We start from the raw sequence: 18432 nt of genomic DNA, 5'->3' as shown, positions 1-18432 counted from the left end.
TCTTCCTGAACTTTCACAATTCCTGCACAGTGCTTTCTTAAGTCCTTATTCCCTGAAACTCAGAGCTAGGGCTTACTTACATCCGCAACGATCCCCGCAGACCCGCGTTCCATCAATTCCGTGGTCAACATGTAAGAAGGTTTCACGGATTCGCCGCCCAAGATCTGGAACAGCAAATGAGTGGCCAGGGAACCCGCCTCACCCTTGGGTTGGCGAATGGTCGTAAGCGGCGGATGCACGTATTCGGCCAATTGGATATCGTCGAATCCAATCACGGATACATCATCCGGAACGGCAATTCCGCTTTCCTCGAATGCCTTCATCCCGCCGATGGCCATCTCGTCGTTGCCATAAAATACCGCGGATGGGAGCGCCCCCTGCATAATCATCATCTTGGTAGCATGATAGCCGCCCTCGCGCACGAAGTTTCCTTTCAGACGCCACTTCGAGTGTTCCTCCAGTCCCGCTTCCGCGAGCGCCCGCAAATATCCTTGATAACGCAAATGATTATCGTACGAATCTGAAGGACCGCTAATATAAGCCACATGCCGATGACCTTTTCCCAGCAGGTAACGGGTCGCCGTATATCCTCCCTGCTCCCCGTCCACCAGCACGTTGACCAGGTAATCGCTGGACAACGGACGATCCATGACCACGATCGGAAACTGGGGACCGGAAGTCTCGATCAGCACGTCATCGCGGATATTGGGCGCAAGGATGATAGCGCCGTCCGCCCTTTTTTCCCGCAAAAATTTAACCGCCGTCGAATCCCTGCCGCCCATCGAGCTGCAGGCAATCAGATCGTATCCGTTCGTCAGCGCCACTTCCTGCACGCTGCGGATCAATTCCGAGTAATAAGGTCCCGATAAATCCGTCAGAATGAGAGCGATTGTATTGGTGCGGCTCCGCTTTAAATCCATGGCAAACCCGTTCTTCCGATAGTTCAACTGCCTTGCTGCCTCGAGTACCTTCACTTTCGTCTTGGCACTCACCCTGCTGTCGCCGCTTAACGCATAGGATGCCGTCGACAAAGCGACGCCCGCCAGTTTTGCCACATCTTTAATCGTTGCCATTTCCTTTCGCCCCTCTACTAATTAAAAAAACTCTATCTATCTTATTTCATGCCTGAGATGGTATATCCTTCAATAATATGTTTTTGGAAAAAAGAAAATACGATAATAATCGGGACGACCATGAACGCAGCACCGGCCATCTGCAGGCCGAAATCCGATCCATGCTGCCCCTTTAGAAGCTGCAGTCCTACGGAAAGCGTATATAACTTCTGATCATTCGCCATGATGAGCGGCCACAGGAAGCTGTTCCAGGCCCCGATGAAGGCCAGTATGCCCTGAACCGCAAATACGGGTTTCGTGATGGGTACGATCAGACGGAAGAAGATTCGCAGCTCGCCTGCGCCATCCAGCCTGGAGGCTTCAATGAGATCGGTCGGGATGGTGGACATGAACTGCCGGAACAGAAAGATACCGAACGCCCCGACCAGACCCGGCAGCACAATTCCTGCCATGGTGTTGGTCAAACCCATGGTATTAACCAGCAGGTAGACCGGGATCATCGTGACCTGCCCCGGGATCATCATCGTAGCCAGCACGAGATAGAACAATTTCTTGTTGCCGGGAAATTCATATTTAGCGAAGGCGTATCCCGCAAGCGCATTGAGGAATAGACCGACAAAAGACCAGAACACGATAATGAGCGTATTTTTTAAGTATACGAGAAAATCCAGCCGCGTAAATAAATCCACGTAATTGTTGATGGTAAAATGCTTGGGCAGTAACGTCGGCGGCACCGCGGTAAATTCATTCTCCGGCTTGAACGAGGACGTGATCATCCAGATGAACGGAATCATCATCAATAGTCCGCCTGCGACGAGCAGCAACGTCATGACGGTTTTTTCCATTTTCTTAGCTGCCATAGGCTATGACCTCCTTCATTTACGATGAAGAACATCGCTTAATTATCAATACTCAACGTCTTTTTTCTTGGCTGCGAACTGCGCAATCGTCACCACGATGATGATGAAGAACAGCACGAACGATCCTGCGGCCGCATAACCGAAATTACTGAGCTGGAAGCCGTTGTTATAAATGAAGAGGGCCATCGACATCGTCGAATTCAGCGGACCGCCTTCGGTCATGACCAGCGGCTCCTCGAAGAACTGAATCCAGCCGATTAACGTCGTAATGACGACGAAGAACGTCGCAAAGCTAAGCAGCGGGATGGTGATATAGAAGAGCTTCTTCCATTTGCCTGCGCCATCGATCTCCGCCGCCTCATAATAAGAACGCGGAATCCCTTGCAGCGCTGCAAGCAAGATGATCATATTGAGACCTATCGATTTCCACACCGCCAATAGAATCAAAGACAACTTGGCAAGCGCCGGATCGTTCAGCCATTGCTGCGCGGGAATGCCGAACCAGGACAGCATATGGTTGAAAAGGCCGTAATGGCTATTGTACAGGTAGCCCCAAACCACCGCTACCGCCACAATGTTCGTAATGGAAGGCATATAGTACACGACGCGGAACGTCTTGAACAACCAGCCCGTGCCATAATTAAGTAACAGCGCCGCGCTCAAGGCAAGGATGACGACAAGCGGGACACCGATCACCACGTAGAACATCGTGTTGAACATGGATTTCAAGAACACCGGGTCCTTGAAGATGTTGACGAAATTATCGAAGCCCACCGCTTCGATATTGGAATAATTGGCGAGGCCCGCCAGATCGATATTCGTAAAACTGATGACAAGCGCAATGATGATCGGAATGATCGAGAATGTCAGGAGCAGCACCAGCGCCGGCGCAATGAACAGGTAAGGGTACTTATAGCGGTTCATGCGCTTGATCAAATTCTGCAACGTCATTCACCTCCTGCAAGAATAGGTTGCGAGCGTAAGCTCTCTGAAACAGTCCGGCTTGTTTCATCATCGTCTGAAGAAACAAGCCGGACGTGCCCTTGAGCTTCAATTATTTGGACAGTAAATTAGTAGCCTTCGCATTCAACTGATCCATTTCGCTCTGAATATCTGCACCACCAACCGTGATTCGCTCGAAAGCGCCGATGGCTTCCTGCGAGATGGCGTCCCATTCCTTAATGAACGGCACTGGCTGGGCGTTCTCAAGCTGTACTCCGAAGGTAGCAAAGATTGGATCCTGGAAGCGCTCGTCCTCCCATGCACTCTTGATGGCAGGCAGGTTCTTGGAGACGTCGTAGTTGGTCAGCTGCGATTCTTGCTCGCTCATGAAAGATATGAATTTAACCGCTTCCTCCGCGTTTTTGGTGCTGTTGAATACCGACATGTTGGCTCCGCCCAGGAACGAGGTATTGCTTTCTTTTGCCGGAAGAACAGTCGTTGCCCACTTGCCTTCAATCTCGGGCGCTTTGTCCTTGATGCCCTGAATCATCCAAGGACCGCTGATAAACATCGGGAATTGCCCATCCTTAAATGCGGCGAACAGGTCCAGATCGCTGGCAAGCGGCGTCATGCCCGTATCATAGAAACTTTTCAGGAATTCCATGGCTTCCACGAATGGCGGCTCGTTGAAATGGGGCTGTCGGTCCTCGTCAATCATAACGCTCCCATTCTGCCACGCGAACATGGACAGATAGTTCATATCTTTTGCGTCGATGGTAATGGCGTAATTGCCGTTTCCTCTCGCTGCCAATTTCTCGCCGGCATCTTTCAATTCATCCCAGTTCTTCGGACCTTCCGGATAGCCCATCTCAGCAAGAATATCGGTGCGATAGAACAATACGCGCGTTTCGACGTACCATGGGATACCGACAACCTTATCATCGTAGCTCATCGTTTGAACGGCACCGTCAAAATAATTTTCCGGCTTCAAGTTCGGATATTGTTCAAGGTACGGCGTCAGGTCAAGCAGAGCACCCGCTTGCGCGAACTCAGGAATCCAGGTCGTGCCCATCTGCACGACGTCTGGACCGCTCTTAGAGGCGACGGCTGTCAAAAGTTTGTCATGCGCGCTTCCCCAAGGGATGGACTGCACACTGATCTTCACGCCCGGATTGTCCTCTTCGTATTGCTTGATCAGGGTTTCGTCCGTTTCATCGCCCATCAACCACACTTTCAGTTCCTTCTTGCCCTCACCACTACCGCCCGCGTTCTCCGATCCGCCCGAGCATCCGGCTAATACGACCGAGAACATGAGCACAGCTGCCAACGTCCACAATAATGATTTTTTTCTCATCTTCCATTCACCCCGTTTTTAATGTTTACAAACCATGCGAAACGTTATGAATCATGCCAAAATGTAAGCACTTGCTTCGAAACGTTTCGAATTTGTTTCAAAAAATAAAGGCAACGCTTATTCACTTGCTTTTAAACTCTTTTCCCTTTAATCCCTCTTTTAAAGCACTTTCATACTCCTCCATGATTAATCGTTACTCTTATTAATACATTGGAGATGAATCAGTTCACTAATATTTCGAAACGTTTCGAGTTTATTATAGCTTCCCTTGAGAGCGATTTCAACATCCTTTTTATTTTTGGCGACAACTGCCGGTTTTCCCTCTTCCCCCCCCTGATTAAATGACCCCTGCCGCAAAAATACAAGAGGAGACGCCTCATCAAGAAGCATCTCCTCTTACTGTGTTCTCTATATGATATCCGTACGTGTTCCCCCGTAACAACCCTCATTATATCAAAAGATCATGGTTGTGTCAGTGGATAATTTGGTATTTCTCACAACTTTTCGGTGTTTTTATTAGATAATATTCCAGATGAATGGATTTAAAATCATATATTTAGAAGAATTGTAATCGTCTGGTTAAAGCACCGCGCGGAACGGCAAAGGCTTGTGCCCGCTTGAAATTGACAGGCGCTCCGCGGACAATCGTTAGCGCTTTATAATACTCGATGAACGGGAAGCCGTAGGTTTCGCCGCGAGCGTATGCATACACGTTCATGGCCCTCACCCATGTCTCATAGGCTTCCTCGGGAATATCGATAAACACCTCCGGCTGAAAATCATACGGATCCTCCCAATTGTCCGCATAGTATAAATGCTGGGCATAGTGTGCCGGGAGCTCGCGTTCAATCGTCTTTAATCCGGCATAGAACCGGGCATCTTCCACGATATGATGCGTATTCGCATGATCGATATGAATGCTCTCTCGCCAATGCGTAATGATTATGTTCGGCTTCACCTCGCGGATCACGTCGGCCACCTGGTACTTCACCTCGTCATTGAGCGGCAATTCGGCATCCTTATAAGCCAGGAAACGCACGTCCGCGCCTACAATATCGGCAAATTGATGAGCTTCATCTATCTTCTGCTTCGCGTATTCATCGGGTGTTAACCGGGGATGGCCTTTCTCGCCGGGCGTCAGATGAAGAAAGGTCGCTTGGTGTCCCGCTTGCGTATACTTGGCAATGACGGCACCTGCCGTGAGATCCATATCGCCTGCATGTCCACCGATCGCCAAAATATGCTGCTTCGCTTCTGTCATTCCAAACACTCCTTATAAGATGAAGTTTGAAGTATGAACCATCGCCCGCGTTACAATGATCTGCTCATAATGTCGAACCGACGCGTGACATGAAATCCGGCTCTCCGGTACAGATGTCCTGCCGGACTCTGTTCGCCCGTCCAGAGGAACCAAGAACCGTGCAAGCCCTGGGCCCGTTTCAAGGCGAGGCAATCGTACAGCAGGATTTTGCCTATCCCCTTCCCTTGCTGCGATGGATCCACGCCGAATGGACCGAACCGTTCGGCTACACCCTCATACGCGCCATGCAGGCAGAAGCCGACCAGCTTCCCTTGATCACGCGCAATAAGGATCTGCTCCAATCGCAGCTGCTGCAGCAAACCTTCCCGGATGGCCCGGCCCCAGTCAGGATTGAACACATCGGTTGCGAAGGCAATTAGTTCTACGAGGTCACGATCCTGTGCGAGCGTAAAGCTGTAACCCTCCTGCTCGCGCTGCCGTTTCAGCTCAGCTACGTCCTGCGGTATCTGAAAGTCCGTCAACGAACGATCCATCGCCACCGCCGTATAATTGCGGGTATACCCGTGCATGGTGAGGAAGGCATGACCCTCAGGATACCGCTCGGCATCCATACCAGGCACGATATAATTCGGCGCATAAGAGGAGAAGAAGACTTTGCTGCGCCCGTGCTGACGAAGGAAGCTCTCTCCTTCCCGCAGCAGCCGCGTTCCGACTCCTTGCCTGCGCACGGCAGGATCTGTGCAGAAGAACGTAATCCAGCCATGCTCCGGCTCCAGGTCCGTGCCAATCATCGGCAGCCTGCGCCGAAGCGCATACAGCACCCCCACGATCCTGCCGTCCGATTCCGCAATCCGCAATCCTTCGGAATCAAAATTCGGGTCCAGCAGAACCAGCTTGCGGAACCGAAGCGGCGTGATCGGATCTCCCGTTATGCAATCGTTCCATAGCGATATGATGCCATTTTCATCTCCGGGCTGGTACGTTCGGTAGGTTAAGCTGTTCATCGTCATACATACCTCCTTTGAATTGGGTAATTGGGGAATAGGCAACAACGACAAGCCTCAGCCGCTAACCGCAGCCGTCAGCGCATTATGTACCCTCGCCCGCAATGAGGCTACACTGGTGCTTCTTCCTCCGTATACCCGGTTCGTGAGTAATACGACCGCCAGTTCATGATCCGGATCGATGAAGAGGCTGGTGCCGGTGAACCCGGTATGGCCGTAACAACGGGGGCTCATCCAATCACCGGAAGCATCCATCTTATCGCCCTTCAGCACCCAACCGAGCCCGCGATAGGCTTCTGGGATCGGTGCGGTGTGGCACCGGATGGCATGACGTACCGCTCCCTGCGACACAACTCGCAGTGGACCTCCCGTTGCCTCCGCAGCTCCATCACTTGGTGCCAGACCATACCGCAGCCACATCCTGGCGTATCGCAGCAGATCGGAAGCCGTTGCGAATAGTCCCGCATGGCCACACGCTCCGCCAAGAGCACGTGCCTTCTCATCATGAACGACGCCGCTGAGATGACCCTTCGTGGCATCATCGTATTCGGTTGCCGCACACGCTGCTTGTCGCACCAAGGGTCTGAATGTCGCACTGTTCATGCCGAGCGGTTCGAAGATCATGCTGTCAGCCGCCTCATCGAGCGGCATCTGCAGCAGCGTCTCAATCAATCGCCCCAGCACCAGAAATCCGATATCGCTATATATCACTTCCGTACCGCTCTCCGTAACGAGCGGGGCTGCATACAGCGCATCCCACATCTGCTCCCGTGTCCAGCCATGCGCATGCAGATTCATATCCGCCTGAAGCCCCGACGTATGCGTTAACAGCTCGCCGATTGTAACTTCTTCTTTGCCCTGTTGGCCAAATGAAGGCAAGATGTCAGACACCCTTGTGCTTAACGTTAACATGCCTTCATCGATCAGCCTTAGGATTAAGGGCAGTGTTACTGTCACCTTGGTTAGAGAAGCGCAATCGTACAAGGTTTCCTCGCTGGCAGACAAGGGAGAAGCGTGTGCTTGTTCTGGCTTGGGGTTGGCGTAGCCTGCAGCATAAATCCATTGCCTCTCCTGATAGAGCACGCCAAGCACGGACCCTGGCATCGTTCCGGCTTGAAGCTCCCTCTCGATCGCACTGCAAGCCGCATGCAATCCGCGGAAGCTTAAGCCAGTTCATCCGCGCCTTGTTGACACCTCGTTATCACGAATATCCCTCCTCATGGTACGTATTGATCGAATGCAACCAAGTATCCATGTAAACGTTTGCTTTTTTGTATTATATGCCCTATGAAATTATGTTTCAATTAATAATGTTTATTGTGAAATTTTATTTTGTTTGGATTCATGTCTATTTTTGCAATCTGATTTAAAATGAATGTTATATATTGACATATGAATCCGCTTTCATTTACAATGAATTTGAAATCATACTTGCGCTAATTTAAGGGCTATGCATTCCGATACGACTGCGCCCCGCGGTCTCGGAACAACCCCGGTCTCTCAATACGAGATTCCGGGGTTTTTTGTTGTCTCGATCTGATTTGTCACTCGACATGGAGGTGATGCAGAGCACGCTACGCTCATCACAAACAATGCATCTATGCCTATCCTCATTTCTTTTAAACTCATCTCGTATCGGAGGTTATTATGAAGAAGTTGTATAAATTAGCGACCTCGCTCGCCTTAAGCTTGTCCCTGACCCTAAGTCTGTTGAGCCCGGCTCAAGCTGCTCCTGACACATCCGTAACCAATAAGCAGAATTTCAGCACGGATGTCATCTACCAGATCTTTACCGACCGCTTCTCGGACGGCAACCCGTCCAATAATCCGAGCGGAGCCGCATTCGATGGCAGCTGCACGAACCTGCGATTGTATTGCGGCGGTGACTGGCAGGGCATTATTAACAAAATCAACGACGGCTACCTTACCGGAATGGGCATTACAGCGATCTGGATCTCCCAACCGGTTGAGAACATTTATAGCGTTATCAATTATTCTGGGGTAAACAACACCGCTTATCACGGCTACTGGGCCAGAGATTTCAAGAAGACCAACCCGGCGTATGGCACGATGACGGATTTTCAGAATCTGATCGCCGCCGCTCACGCCAAGAACATCAAAGTCATTATCGACTTCGCGCCTAACCATACCTCCCCGGCTTCTTCGGACCAACCGTCGTTCGCGGAGAACGGCAAGCTGTACAACAACGGTACACTGCTCGGTGGATACACGAATGATACGCAGAATTTATTCCACCATAATGGCGGTACCGATTTCTCCACTACCGAGAACGGCATCTATAAGAATCTTTATGACTTGGCTGACTTGAACCATAACAACAGCACCGTCGATATTTACATGAAAGACGCCATTAAGATGTGGCTGGACCTTGGAATCGACGGCATTCGTATGGATGCGGTGAAGCATATGCCGTTCGGGTGGCAGAAGAGCTTCATGGCCACCATTAATAATTACAAGCCTGTCTTCACCTTCGGCGAATGGTTCCTTGGCGTCAACGAGATTAGCAGGAGAATCATAAATTCGCGAACGAATCAGGGATGAGCCTGCTGGATTTCCGCTTTGCGCAGAAAGTCCGTCAAGTGCTGCGCGACAATACCGACAATATGTACGGTCTCAAGTCCATGCTGGAGGGCTCGGCTGTTGATTACGCCCAAGTCGAGGATCAAGTCACGTTCATCGATAACCATGACATGGAACGCTTCCATACGAGCAGTGCCAACCGCAGAAAGCTGGAACAGGCACTGGCGCTTACGCTGACCTCCCGTGGCGTACCAGCCATCTATTATGGAACAGAGCAGTACATGGCGGGCGGCAACGATCCTGACAATCGGGCACGGATCTCTTCATTCTCCACCACGACAACCGCTTATCAAGTGATCCAGAAGCTGGCACCGCTGCGCAAATCCAATCCGGCGATTGCTTATGGCAGCACGCAAGAACGCTGGATCAACAATGATGTACTGATCTATGAGCGCAAATTCGGCAATAGCGTTGCCGTGATCGCTATTAACCGTAACACGAACGCCCCTGCCTCCATCACAGGCCTTAGCACTTCGCTGCCTGCCGGCAACTACACGGATGTGCTTGGCGGGCTACTGAACGGCAATGCACTTACGATCGGTTCCGGCGGGGCAGCTTCGAACTTCACGCTGGCAGCTGGCGGTACGGCCGTATGGCAGTACAGCGCAGCTACGACCACGCCGACGATCGGTCATGTCGGACCGATGATGGCGAAGCCAGGTGCTACGATCACGATTGACGGACGTGGATTCGGCTCCAGCAAAGGCACCGTCTACTTCGGTACGACGGCTGTCACCGGCGCTAATATTACGGCATGGGAAGACACTCAGATTAAAGTGAAAATCCCAACCGTTGCCGGTGGCATCTATAATGTAAGAATTGCGAACAGCAGCAGCGTGTCGAGTAATATCTACGACAACTTCGAGGTGTTGACCGGTGATCAAGTCAGCGTCCGCTTTGTAATCAATAATGCAACAACTTCGCTTGGACAAAACGTCTTCTTGTCCGGCAATGTAAGCGAGCTTGGCAACTGGGCGCCGGATAAAGCGATTGGCCCTATGTACAACCAAGTCGTTTATCAATATCCGACTTGGTACTACGATGTCAGCGTACCGGCCGGTAAGACGATCGAATTCAAATTCCTGAAGAAACAAGGCTCCACCGTCACGTGGGAAGGCGGCAGCAACCGTACCTTTACAACGCCGACCAGCGGCACGGCCACCATCAACGTGAATTGGCAGCCATAATGCAAATCTGACCTAATCGACATGCATAAAGCCGATGCTGTGGGCAACCTCAGCATCGGCTTGTTTGTTTATCTTATGAAAGAGTTGTTTGTTGATTAATGTACATTCACGTTCTAAATTTGATCAACGACTTATTCAGCGTATCCGATAGCCCCTCCAACTGCGCTGCCAGCGCCACCATTTTCTCGCTCACCTTCAGTTGCTCTTCTGACATCGAGGATACTTCCTCTGTGGCTGCACTCGTCTCTTGCACGACGGCTCCTGCTTCGGAGATCGATTCCGTCAACGTAAGCTGCGTCTCAATCAGCTTGGATACGGCTTGTGTTGAACCGCTGATCACGTTCAAGAGTGCATCCATCTCTTGCCGTACATTCCGGAACACCCCTTGCGCTTCCTCTACCGAATCAAGCTGTTCATCGAAGAGCGGAGAAGCGGATTGCAAAGCATCGACGGAATGCTGCACTTCACTTCGGATATCCTGAATCATGGAGCCTACCGTCTGGATCGACTCCTTGGAACGATCAGCAAGGCTTCGGACTTCGTTAGCTACTACCATGAAGCCGCTGCCTGCGGAGCCGGCCCTCGCAGCCTCGATGGTTGCGTTAATCGATAGCACATTCGTCTGGTGCGTAATCTCTGACATTAACTCCAGTATTTTATGTATCGATGCCGTATTCTCTTTCAATTTCTCTGCGTTACGGACGATGCTGCGATTGACCTGATTGATTCGAGTTGTCTTCTCCACCATCCGATCCATGTGACGCGTTCCTTGCCCCGTAACATGCAGCACACGGTCTGCCGCCGCTTCCATCAATGTATTGGACGCGGAGACGGTACTCATCTGACGCCCAATATGCTCGGTCAACTGGTTCTCCCGTTCCATCTCCAGCGCCAAACTTCCGCTGCCTTGTGCAATCTGCTCCATCGCCGCCGCCAATTCGCCCGCAGACTGTGAGGTGCCGCGTGAGGCTTCCGTTAATTCCTCCGCGGTGGCAAGCACCTGTCTTGCCGAGGCATGACTGGACTCTACCAACTCTGAAATCTGCCCCATCATGGCATTGAAGCTCTCACCCAAGCGGCCGATCTCGTCCGTACGGTGATAACTTGTCCGTACCGCCAGGTTCCCCTTCTCGCCTTCCTCCATTAAGATGCAGATATCGTTCAGAGGTCTGGCTACGCTGCGCATAATGTATAAACCGATTAATGCGGCAATGACGATCGCAGTCACGATTACGACAATTGTCAGCGTTAACAGCTTGTCCGTCGCCTGGACAAAATCACTCACCGGCGCAAAGCCGATCATATACCAGGGCGCCGTATGCAGCGGCGTATAGACCACCATCTGCCCATCATCGCTAATGTAGCTTCCGCTTGCCTCTTCCGTTTGCTCTGGCACCGTAATGGCGGATACCTGCATCAACTGGACCGGATCGGAATCGTGAACGATACGCTGGTCAGCAGTTACGATCCGCATCTGACCGTGTTGGCCGATCTTCAGATTGGACAGCACATCCAGAATCGCGGTGTCCTTGATATCAATTAAGAGGATATATGCTGCTTGCGGTTCATTCAGATTCTTCAGCAGTCTGCCCATCGTCATGGTTGCAGCCTTCTCGTTCTCCATGAATCCCCGCGCTTCGGTAGGGAACCAGATCGGCTCTCCATCCGCCTTCACGATCTGATCAATCTTCTGCTTCACCTGCTCCGATGATGATGGCCCGCTGCTTCCGCTAGAATTATATGAGCTCTGTGCGCTAAGACCCGGTGATATAAGCCGCATGCCTTGGAGCCTCTTATCCGATGAGGTTATGCCATTGAGCTTCTCACGAATACGGTTCTCGGCCTGTGTTTTATTCCGGATATCGCTCTTCGCCCTACTCACCGTGACTAAATCTTCGCGAAGCACCGTATCCAACGCCCATTGCCTCGATACCGATTCATATTGGGAGAGCAGATAGTCCAGCTTATCCGCCGCCTGAATCATCTGCCCCGATGTCGCTTCCGACACCTGGTCCATCACCGTATCCTTGGATATGAAATACGATATGAAGCCAAGACCTGCGGATAAACCAAGAATCGCGGCACAGAAAATAAGAAATAGCTTCATGCCAACCGTTTTGATGTGAAGACGCCTGCTAATGTTCATATAAAGATCCCCCTATTAAAATAACAAAGAGACACAGCCGCAAATCATGGGCTGTGTCTCTTGGATGTCGTCATGGATCGTGTGCGATTGGCCGTATGTTTTACGTTGGCTTACGTTCGTGAACTACCGGTCATCCTTTGCTTGCCCCTGCCGTCATGCCGTCCACCAGCAATCGCTGAAGGAAGATGAACAGGAGCGTGATCGGCAAGGCGATCAGCACCGATGCGGCAGCAAACAAGGTGAAGTTACTGTCCTGGGTGGAGTTAACCAGATCCCACAAGCCCACGGCTAGCGTCCAGTTTTCCTTCGTACGCAGCACCAGTCTTGCGAAGATGAAGTCAACCCATGGACCCACGAACATCGTAAGTCCCATATAAGTGATCATCGGTTTGGATAATGGCAGAATGATTTTGCGAAAAATCTGGAAATTCGTCGCGCCATCAATCTTGGCCGCTTCATCCAGGCTTCGCGGTATCGTATCGAGGAAGCCCTTCATAATCAGCGTTCCGCCAAGTGGCGCCCCCGCGGCATATACGATAATCATCGCTGCATGCGTATTGAGCAGATCAAGGGAGTGAAGCAGAATGTATAGCGCGATCATACTCATGAACCCCGGGAACATGCCCAGGATCAGAATAACCGAAAGGGCATTCTGACGGCCCTTGAAGCGGAACCGGGATACGGCATAACTCGTAAGTAGCACAAGAATCGTGCCAAGAATCATCGAGAATACCGCGATTTTCAACGTGTTCATGTACCATGTCGTAAACAGAAAGCTTTGAGACGTAAATAACTCTTGATAGTGACTAAGCGTAAAGCTTTCAGGAATCAGGCTTTTGCTGTACAGCGACTTTCCGGGACGGAAAGAAGCCAGAACAATCCAGAGCGCCGGGTAAATACAGCAAATCGCGATGATAACCAGCATAATATAACTTAGCGTCAATCGAATCGCATTTCTCGTTTTCATTCCCATTATTGGATCATATCCTCCTCTTTAAAGGATCTGGTGCGGCGATAATTGTAGATGGAGAAGGTCGCAATAATCATGAAAATAATAATCCCGATCGCCGATGCCATACTATACCGCTGCTGGTCGAGCGTAAGTTTATACAACCACGTTACCAGCAAGTCGGTAGCGCCGGCGTATTGATAATCTCCTACAACCGGGTTACCGTTCGTCAGCAGGAAGATCAGGTTGAAGTTGTTGATGTTACCGGCAAATTGCGTAATCAGAACCGGTGCGGTGGAGAACAGGATCATCGGCAGCGTAATGATTCTGAATTTCTGATAGCCTGTCGCTCCATCCACCTCTGCCGCCTCGTAAAGATCCTTCGGTATCGTGGTCAGCACGCTCATCACAAGCAGCATGGAGACCGGAATGCCGACCCACATATTGACGATGATAACGGTGACTTTCGCCCAGATTGGATCCGTTAGCCACGGCAACCCGTCTAGTCCAAAGTATCTTAAATATTGGTTGATCGGTCCGAATTGGCCGTTAAACATATTGCGCATTACAAGCAAAGAGATCAACTGCGGAATAGCGTAAGGGATGATCAGGATGACGCGCCACACGCCTTTGAAACGAATTCCTTTTTGCTGAATCAGCAGAGCTACGAGAACGCCGCCGAAATAAGTCGTAACCGTTGCAAGCACGGCCCAGATGATCGTCCACGTCAGAACGCCGAAGAACGTATGGCTCCATGTCTTGAGCGCCACCAGATTGGTAAAGGTCTGGAATCCTACCCAGTTAACCAGGTTGGCCGGCGGTAAGTTGTTCGGTGCAGAATAGTTGGTAAATGCCAGCATGATCATGAAGATAATTGGCATTACCGTAAAGAATAAAATCCCGATGGCAGGCAAGACCAGGAAAGACTGCGCAAACTTCCACTCAAACATATAGTAAAGGGTTTGTCTGAAATTGTTGGGGGTAATCCCCTGTTCCCTCTGTTTTCCAGCGTTATATGCGTTTTTGATATTGGCATAATAAGCAATCAAGAAGAGTACAAGCAGAATCATGGTGATTAATCCTTCAATCAACAGGTTGATGGAATGGTCACCAGCTACCATTTGGGTCAAGCCGTTCACTTTCTCCATCCGGCTTCCTTGCTCGCCCAACGTTGTCATGCCCCAGATGGCATCTCCAAGGTTGTTGATGAAGTAATATAAACTGGATATGCCTACGATAAGTAAAAGAGTGCCTTTGATCCATTGCCGGTTATATAACTGACCCAGACCCATGCAGATGGCTGATAATACGGCCGCTGTCGTACGATGTTGACGCATGCTCCCTCCGTTCTCCTCTATTCGTACAATCGAGGAATCACCCGCCTAAACGGCGGGTGAATATCTTCGTTCTCGTATGATTACAGCTATGGTTCATTTATAACGATTACTTGCCGTCTCCGCCGCCGTTCAAGTCTTTCACTTGAGTTACAGCTTTATCCAGCGTTTCCTTAACGTCTTTGCCATTATCCCAAATCTCAGCGAGTGCAGCGCCTACAGGAGACCACACGTTACCCATCTCTGGAACGGAAGGCATCGGCTGGGAAGATTTGAACTGCTCCGTGAATGCAGATACATACTCGTCATCCTTAATTTGTGCATCTTCTTGCGCTTCGTTATTCGTTGGTACGGAACCGACGAGTGCACTCAATTGCAGTTGCGCTTCCTTGGAGGTTGCGAAATCAGCGAACAAGCGAGCCGCTTGCGGGTACTGCGTGAACGAGCTGACATACCATGCCTTGATACCGGAGAATGATACCGCAGGCTGACCGCCAATCGACGGGATTGGAGCTACACCGAGCTTGTCGCCAAGTGCTTCCTTGTATCCGCCCAATTCCCAAGGTCCGTTAATATCCATTGCCAGATCACCGGCTGTGAACAATCCGCGCTTGATATCCGGTGTAATGTCGCCGGAATTAACAGGCAGGATCTCTTTCAAGCTTGCGAACACTTCCATACTCTTGATGGCCCCTTCGTTATTCAAGCCGATGTCATTGATATCTGCACCGCCGTCACCGAAGATATATCCGCCATTGGAAGCGAGGAACGGATAAGCGAAGTACAGGTTGCCTGTCTCGAACATGAAACCGTATTTGTTGTTCGCCTTGTCCGTGAAGGTCTTGCTGAACTCAATCACTTCTTCCATCGTGGTTGGAACTTCTTTCACCAGGTCCTTGTTGTAGTACATCAAGTACGTCTCGGCAGCACGCGGGTATCCGTACAATACGCCATCGTAGCTTACGCCCTGGATTGCTGCTTCTGTATTGCTGCTTCTTGTTTTCTCTTCATAGAAGTCGTTCGGGAATACCAGGTTCGTCGCTACTGCTTTGCCCAGGTTATCATGCGGGAACAGTACAACGTCAGCACCCAGTCCGGATGGGCCATCTTGTGCCAGCTTGGTTACTTGATCCGTCGGGGACATTTCTTCTACCGTTACTTCCACGCCATATTTCTCCGTGAATTCCTTGATAACAGCATCCGTATAGGCTCTTTCGTCTCTGCTCTCCCATACGATCAACTTAGCCCCGTCTTCAGGCTTGAGTTCCTGTGTTTCTGTATTTTCTGCCGGAGTTTCCTGTGCAGGTGGTTGTTCAGCAGGTGCCTCCGCAGGAGGAGCAGCTGTATTACCTCCGCACGCCGTAATGGAAAGAGCCAACGTAAAAGTTGCAGCTAGCGTAAGGAACTTTTTGATCTTCATTCCGTGATTACCCCTCTCAAAATAAATAATAAGAAAACGCCGATGAACGAGTTTCCCTTGAAACCAGTCCGCATTCGCGGTCGATCAAATAGCGAGACCAGCGAGCCGATTTCGTTCCCCAATTAACCAAAAGCCTGGATATCGCACATTACAATTGGAACTCTGCGCAAACGATTTCAGAAAATTTTCAACTTATCTCTTTCTATGTAACAATCAAGCCGTCACCGTGGAAAATATTCGTAGAGAAAGCGCTTCATTCACTGAAAACATCATACAACATTCCATTGCGAATGTAAAAACGTTTGCACAGATCATTTTTCCTCAGAATATGCATATAATCCAGTATTCTCTCTTATTTTCGTGTTATTTCACATAATATCTTAAAAATTGCTATATATTTCTTGTGCCGTACAGCTGTTTTATGGCAAAAGCGCACTGTTATTTCATCCGAAATAGTGAAATGTTGAACAAACGTTTGCGCATATAATCAAACCACTTTTGCATGATAAAATATCACGGCGGCAACGCTGCACAGCCGAATTCTGCTTATTCTGTTCGACTCCTTTCGTTTTTGGCGGACAGACAAAGACGGCTCCCCCCACCATTCCTGGTGGGAGGAGCCGTCTGTTTGAAGAAGAGTGTGCAACGCGGAGCATAGCTCCACCACTATCTGTCGAACTATAAGAGCGCCTTCAGCGCAATATCCGTACGGTTCTGCTTCCCTTCAAAAGTTATGCCCGCCGCACGTTCATAGGCCTTGTCCCTCGCAGATGCGATATCTGGGCCAAGTCCGACAACCCCAAGCACGCGTCCGCCGTTCGTTCTCCACGTTCCATCCGCATCGCGTGCGGTTCCGGCATGGAATACAACCGTTCCGTCCTGCTCGTCTTCCAGGCCGGAGATCGCAATCCCCTTCGGATAGGAGGCCGGATAGCCGCCGGAAGCAAGAATAACGCAGACCGCTGCCTCATCGCTCCATTCCAGCTCAAGCTCAGCCAGGGTGCCATCCACCGCAGCCAGGAATACCTCCAGCAGGTCGGTTTTCAGTCGTGGCAGCACGACCTGGGCTTCCGGGTCACCGAATCTAGCATTGAATTCGATCGTCTTCGGTCTGCCATCCGGCGTAATCATCAATCCGGCAAACAGTACGCCGCGGAATGGACGCCCTTCAGCTACCATGGCTTTCGCCGTCGGTTTGATGATCGTCTCGATCGCCTCATCGATAATGGACGACGGGATGTGCGGCAACGGCGAATAGGTTCCCATCCCCCCCGTATTCGGGCCGAGATCCCCATCATAGGCTGGTTTATGATCCTGCGCGGCTGACATCGGCTTCACGGTCTCCCCGTCAACAAAGGCGAGAATCGACATTTCCTGGCCTTCCATGAATTCTTCGATCACAACCCGGCTTCCGGCGTCGCCGAATACCTTCGATTGCATAATGTCGCTGAGCGCTTGCTCCGCTTCTTCCAGCGTGCGTGCAACGGTAACGCCTTTGCCTGCCGCAAGCCCGTCCGCTTTCACGACGATCGGCGCGCCTTGCTGGCGCAGATAGGCAAGCGCATCTTCGTAGTTGTCGAACTTCGCATAGGTAGCGGTCGGAATGCTGTACTTCTGGAGCAAATCCTTCATGAAGGTTTTGCTTCCCTCGATTTCGGCAGCATTTTTGCGTGGACCAAAGACAGGAATGCCTGTCACATCGAACGCATCCACGATTCCGTCAGCCAACGGGTCGTCCGGACCGACGACGATCAGCCCCACTTGCTTCTCTTGCGCGAATGCGGCCAGCTTCTCAAATTCCGATACAGCGATAGGCACGCATTCCGCCAGCTGTCCAATCCCGCGTTGCCGGGTGCACAGTAAATCTTCCCTGTCTTCGGACTCTTCGACAGCGCCCACACGATAGCATGCTCTCTGCCGCCGCCTCCGATCACCAATATATCCATGGTATTCCCTCCCTGTTCATATAAAGTTGGTTTATCTCATTTATCTTTCACAGTGTAAATGATGAGGCACAAGTCCCTCTGAGGGACTTGCTACGCTCCCAGCAGCGCTTTTGCGCTCCATAAGTCCCTGTGAGGGACTCGCTCAGCTCCGAGCAGCGCTTTTGCTCACCGTAAGTCCCTCTGAGGGACTTGCTACGCTCCGAGCATCGCTTTCGCGCTCCATAAGTCCCTCTGAGGGACTTGCTACGCTCCGGGCGGTGCTTTCGCGCTCCATAAGTCCCTCTGAGGGACTTGCTACGCTCCGAGCGGCGCTTTCGCGCTCCATAAGTCCCTCTGAGGACTTGCTCACGCTCCA

12 protein-coding genes and 2 pseudogenes are annotated in these 18432 nt (G+C 50.9%); 1 reads left to right on the top strand and 13 read right to left on the bottom strand.

Features of this window, described 5'->3' with window-relative positions; genetic code table 11:
- Positions 1-65: 65 nt before the first annotated feature.
- The 7 genes from JCM10914_RS26075 to JCM10914_RS26040 form a co-directional block, all read right to left on the bottom strand.
- A complete protein-coding gene (locus tag JCM10914_RS26075; RefSeq protein WP_023966661.1) occupies positions 66-1073 on the bottom strand; it encodes a LacI family DNA-binding transcriptional regulator in 1008 nt (335 codons plus the stop codon).
- A gap of 41 nt (positions 1074-1114) precedes the next feature.
- Positions 1115-1933 carry a carbohydrate ABC transporter permease gene (locus JCM10914_RS26070; RefSeq protein WP_023966659.1) on the bottom strand — a complete coding sequence of 273 codons (819 nt, stop codon included), beginning with the start codon at positions 1931-1933 and terminating at the stop codon, positions 1115-1117.
- Positions 1934-1978: 45 nt separating this feature from the next.
- A complete protein-coding gene (locus JCM10914_RS26065) occupies positions 1979-2884 on the bottom strand; it encodes a carbohydrate ABC transporter permease (protein WP_023966658.1) in 906 nt (301 codons plus the stop codon).
- Positions 2885-2987: 103 nt separating this feature from the next.
- On the bottom strand, positions 2988-4229 hold the full coding sequence (locus JCM10914_RS26060; RefSeq protein WP_023966655.1) for a sugar ABC transporter substrate-binding protein: 1242 nt from the start codon (positions 4227-4229) through the stop codon (positions 2988-2990).
- A 556-nt stretch (positions 4230-4785) separates the two neighbouring features.
- A complete protein-coding gene (locus JCM10914_RS26050) occupies positions 4786-5490 on the bottom strand; it encodes a PIG-L deacetylase family protein (RefSeq protein ID WP_023966652.1) in 705 nt (234 codons plus the stop codon).
- A 50-nt stretch (positions 5491-5540) separates the two neighbouring features.
- Positions 5541-6494 (bottom strand): GNAT family N-acetyltransferase, encoded by a 954-nt coding sequence (locus JCM10914_RS26045; RefSeq protein ID WP_036720225.1) that lies wholly within the window; start codon positions 6492-6494, stop codon positions 5541-5543.
- A gap of 57 nt (positions 6495-6551) precedes the next feature.
- Positions 6552-7646, bottom strand: coding sequence for a serine hydrolase (locus tag JCM10914_RS26040; RefSeq protein ID WP_023966648.1), 1095 nt, complete (start codon positions 7644-7646; stop codon positions 6552-6554).
- A gap of 495 nt (positions 7647-8141) precedes the next feature.
- On the opposite strand from JCM10914_RS26040, the pseudogene JCM10914_RS26035 reads away from it, so the two are divergent.
- A pseudogene (locus JCM10914_RS26035) lies at positions 8142-10282 on the top strand (alpha-amylase family glycosyl hydrolase).
- Between the two features lie 106 nt (positions 10283-10388).
- Here JCM10914_RS26035 and JCM10914_RS26030 read toward each other — a convergent pair.
- The 6 genes and pseudogenes from JCM10914_RS26030 to JCM10914_RS31030 form a co-directional block, all read right to left on the bottom strand.
- Positions 10389-12428 carry a methyl-accepting chemotaxis protein gene (locus JCM10914_RS26030; protein WP_023966642.1) on the bottom strand — a complete coding sequence of 680 codons (2040 nt, stop codon included), beginning with the start codon at positions 12426-12428 and terminating at the stop codon, positions 10389-10391.
- A gap of 130 nt (positions 12429-12558) precedes the next feature.
- Positions 12559-13401 carry a sugar ABC transporter permease gene (locus tag JCM10914_RS26025; protein ID WP_023966640.1) on the bottom strand — a complete coding sequence of 281 codons (843 nt, stop codon included), beginning with the start codon at positions 13399-13401 and terminating at the stop codon, positions 12559-12561.
- The gene (locus JCM10914_RS26020; RefSeq protein WP_023966638.1) at positions 13401-14714 is read right to left on the bottom strand and encodes a carbohydrate ABC transporter permease; all 1314 of its coding nucleotides are present in this window, start codon (positions 14712-14714) and stop codon (positions 13401-13403) included. The genes JCM10914_RS26025 and JCM10914_RS26020 overlap by 1 nt, the downstream gene beginning before the upstream one ends.
- 106 nt (positions 14715-14820) lie before the next feature.
- The gene (locus tag JCM10914_RS26015) at positions 14821-16131 is read right to left on the bottom strand and encodes a maltose ABC transporter substrate-binding protein (RefSeq protein WP_023966636.1); all 1311 of its coding nucleotides are present in this window, start codon (positions 16129-16131) and stop codon (positions 14821-14823) included.
- A 678-nt stretch (positions 16132-16809) separates the two neighbouring features.
- Positions 16810-18077: pseudogene (purD, locus tag JCM10914_RS26010) on the bottom strand (phosphoribosylamine--glycine ligase).
- Between the two features lie 142 nt (positions 18078-18219).
- Positions 18220-18432, bottom strand: a 213-nt coding sequence (locus JCM10914_RS31030) for a hypothetical protein (protein WP_036720218.1), incomplete at its 5' end; no start/stop codon positions are given.

The sequence above is a fragment of the Paenibacillus sp. JCM 10914 genome, from assembly GCF_001315105.1.
GTDB lineage: Bacteria > Bacillota > Bacilli > Paenibacillales > Paenibacillaceae > Paenibacillus_AQ.
This window is presented reverse-complemented; position numbering and strand designations above follow the sequence as displayed.

Coding starts and splice junctions, on each gene's coding strand:
- JCM10914_RS26075 (WP_023966661.1), bottom strand. CDS start 1,073: ATGGCAACGATTAAAGATGTGGCAAAACTGGCGGGCGTCGCTTTGTCG.
- JCM10914_RS26070 (WP_023966659.1), bottom strand. CDS start 1,933: ATGGCAGCTAAGAAAATGGAAAAAACCGTCATGACGTTGCTGCTCGTC.
- JCM10914_RS26065 (WP_023966658.1), bottom strand. CDS start 2,884: ATGACGTTGCAGAATTTGATCAAGCGCATGAACCGCTATAAGTACCCT.
- JCM10914_RS26060 (WP_023966655.1), bottom strand. CDS start 4,229: ATGAGAAAAAAATCATTATTGTGGACGTTGGCAGCTGTGCTCATGTTC.
- JCM10914_RS26050 (WP_023966652.1), bottom strand. CDS start 5,490: ATGACAGAAGCGAAGCAGCATATTTTGGCGATCGGTGGACATGCAGGC.
- JCM10914_RS26045 (WP_036720225.1), bottom strand. CDS start 6,494: ATGAACAGCTTAACCTACCGAACGTACCAGCCCGGAGATGAAAATGGC.
- JCM10914_RS26030 (WP_023966642.1), bottom strand. CDS start 12,428: ATGAACATTAGCAGGCGTCTTCACATCAAAACGGTTGGCATGAAGCTA.
- JCM10914_RS26025 (WP_023966640.1), bottom strand. CDS start 13,401: ATGGGAATGAAAACGAGAAATGCGATTCGATTGACGCTAAGTTATATT.
- JCM10914_RS26020 (WP_023966638.1), bottom strand. CDS start 14,714: ATGCGTCAACATCGTACGACAGCGGCCGTATTATCAGCCATCTGCATG.
- JCM10914_RS26015 (WP_023966636.1), bottom strand. CDS start 16,131: ATGAAGATCAAAAAGTTCCTTACGCTAGCTGCAACTTTTACGTTGGCT.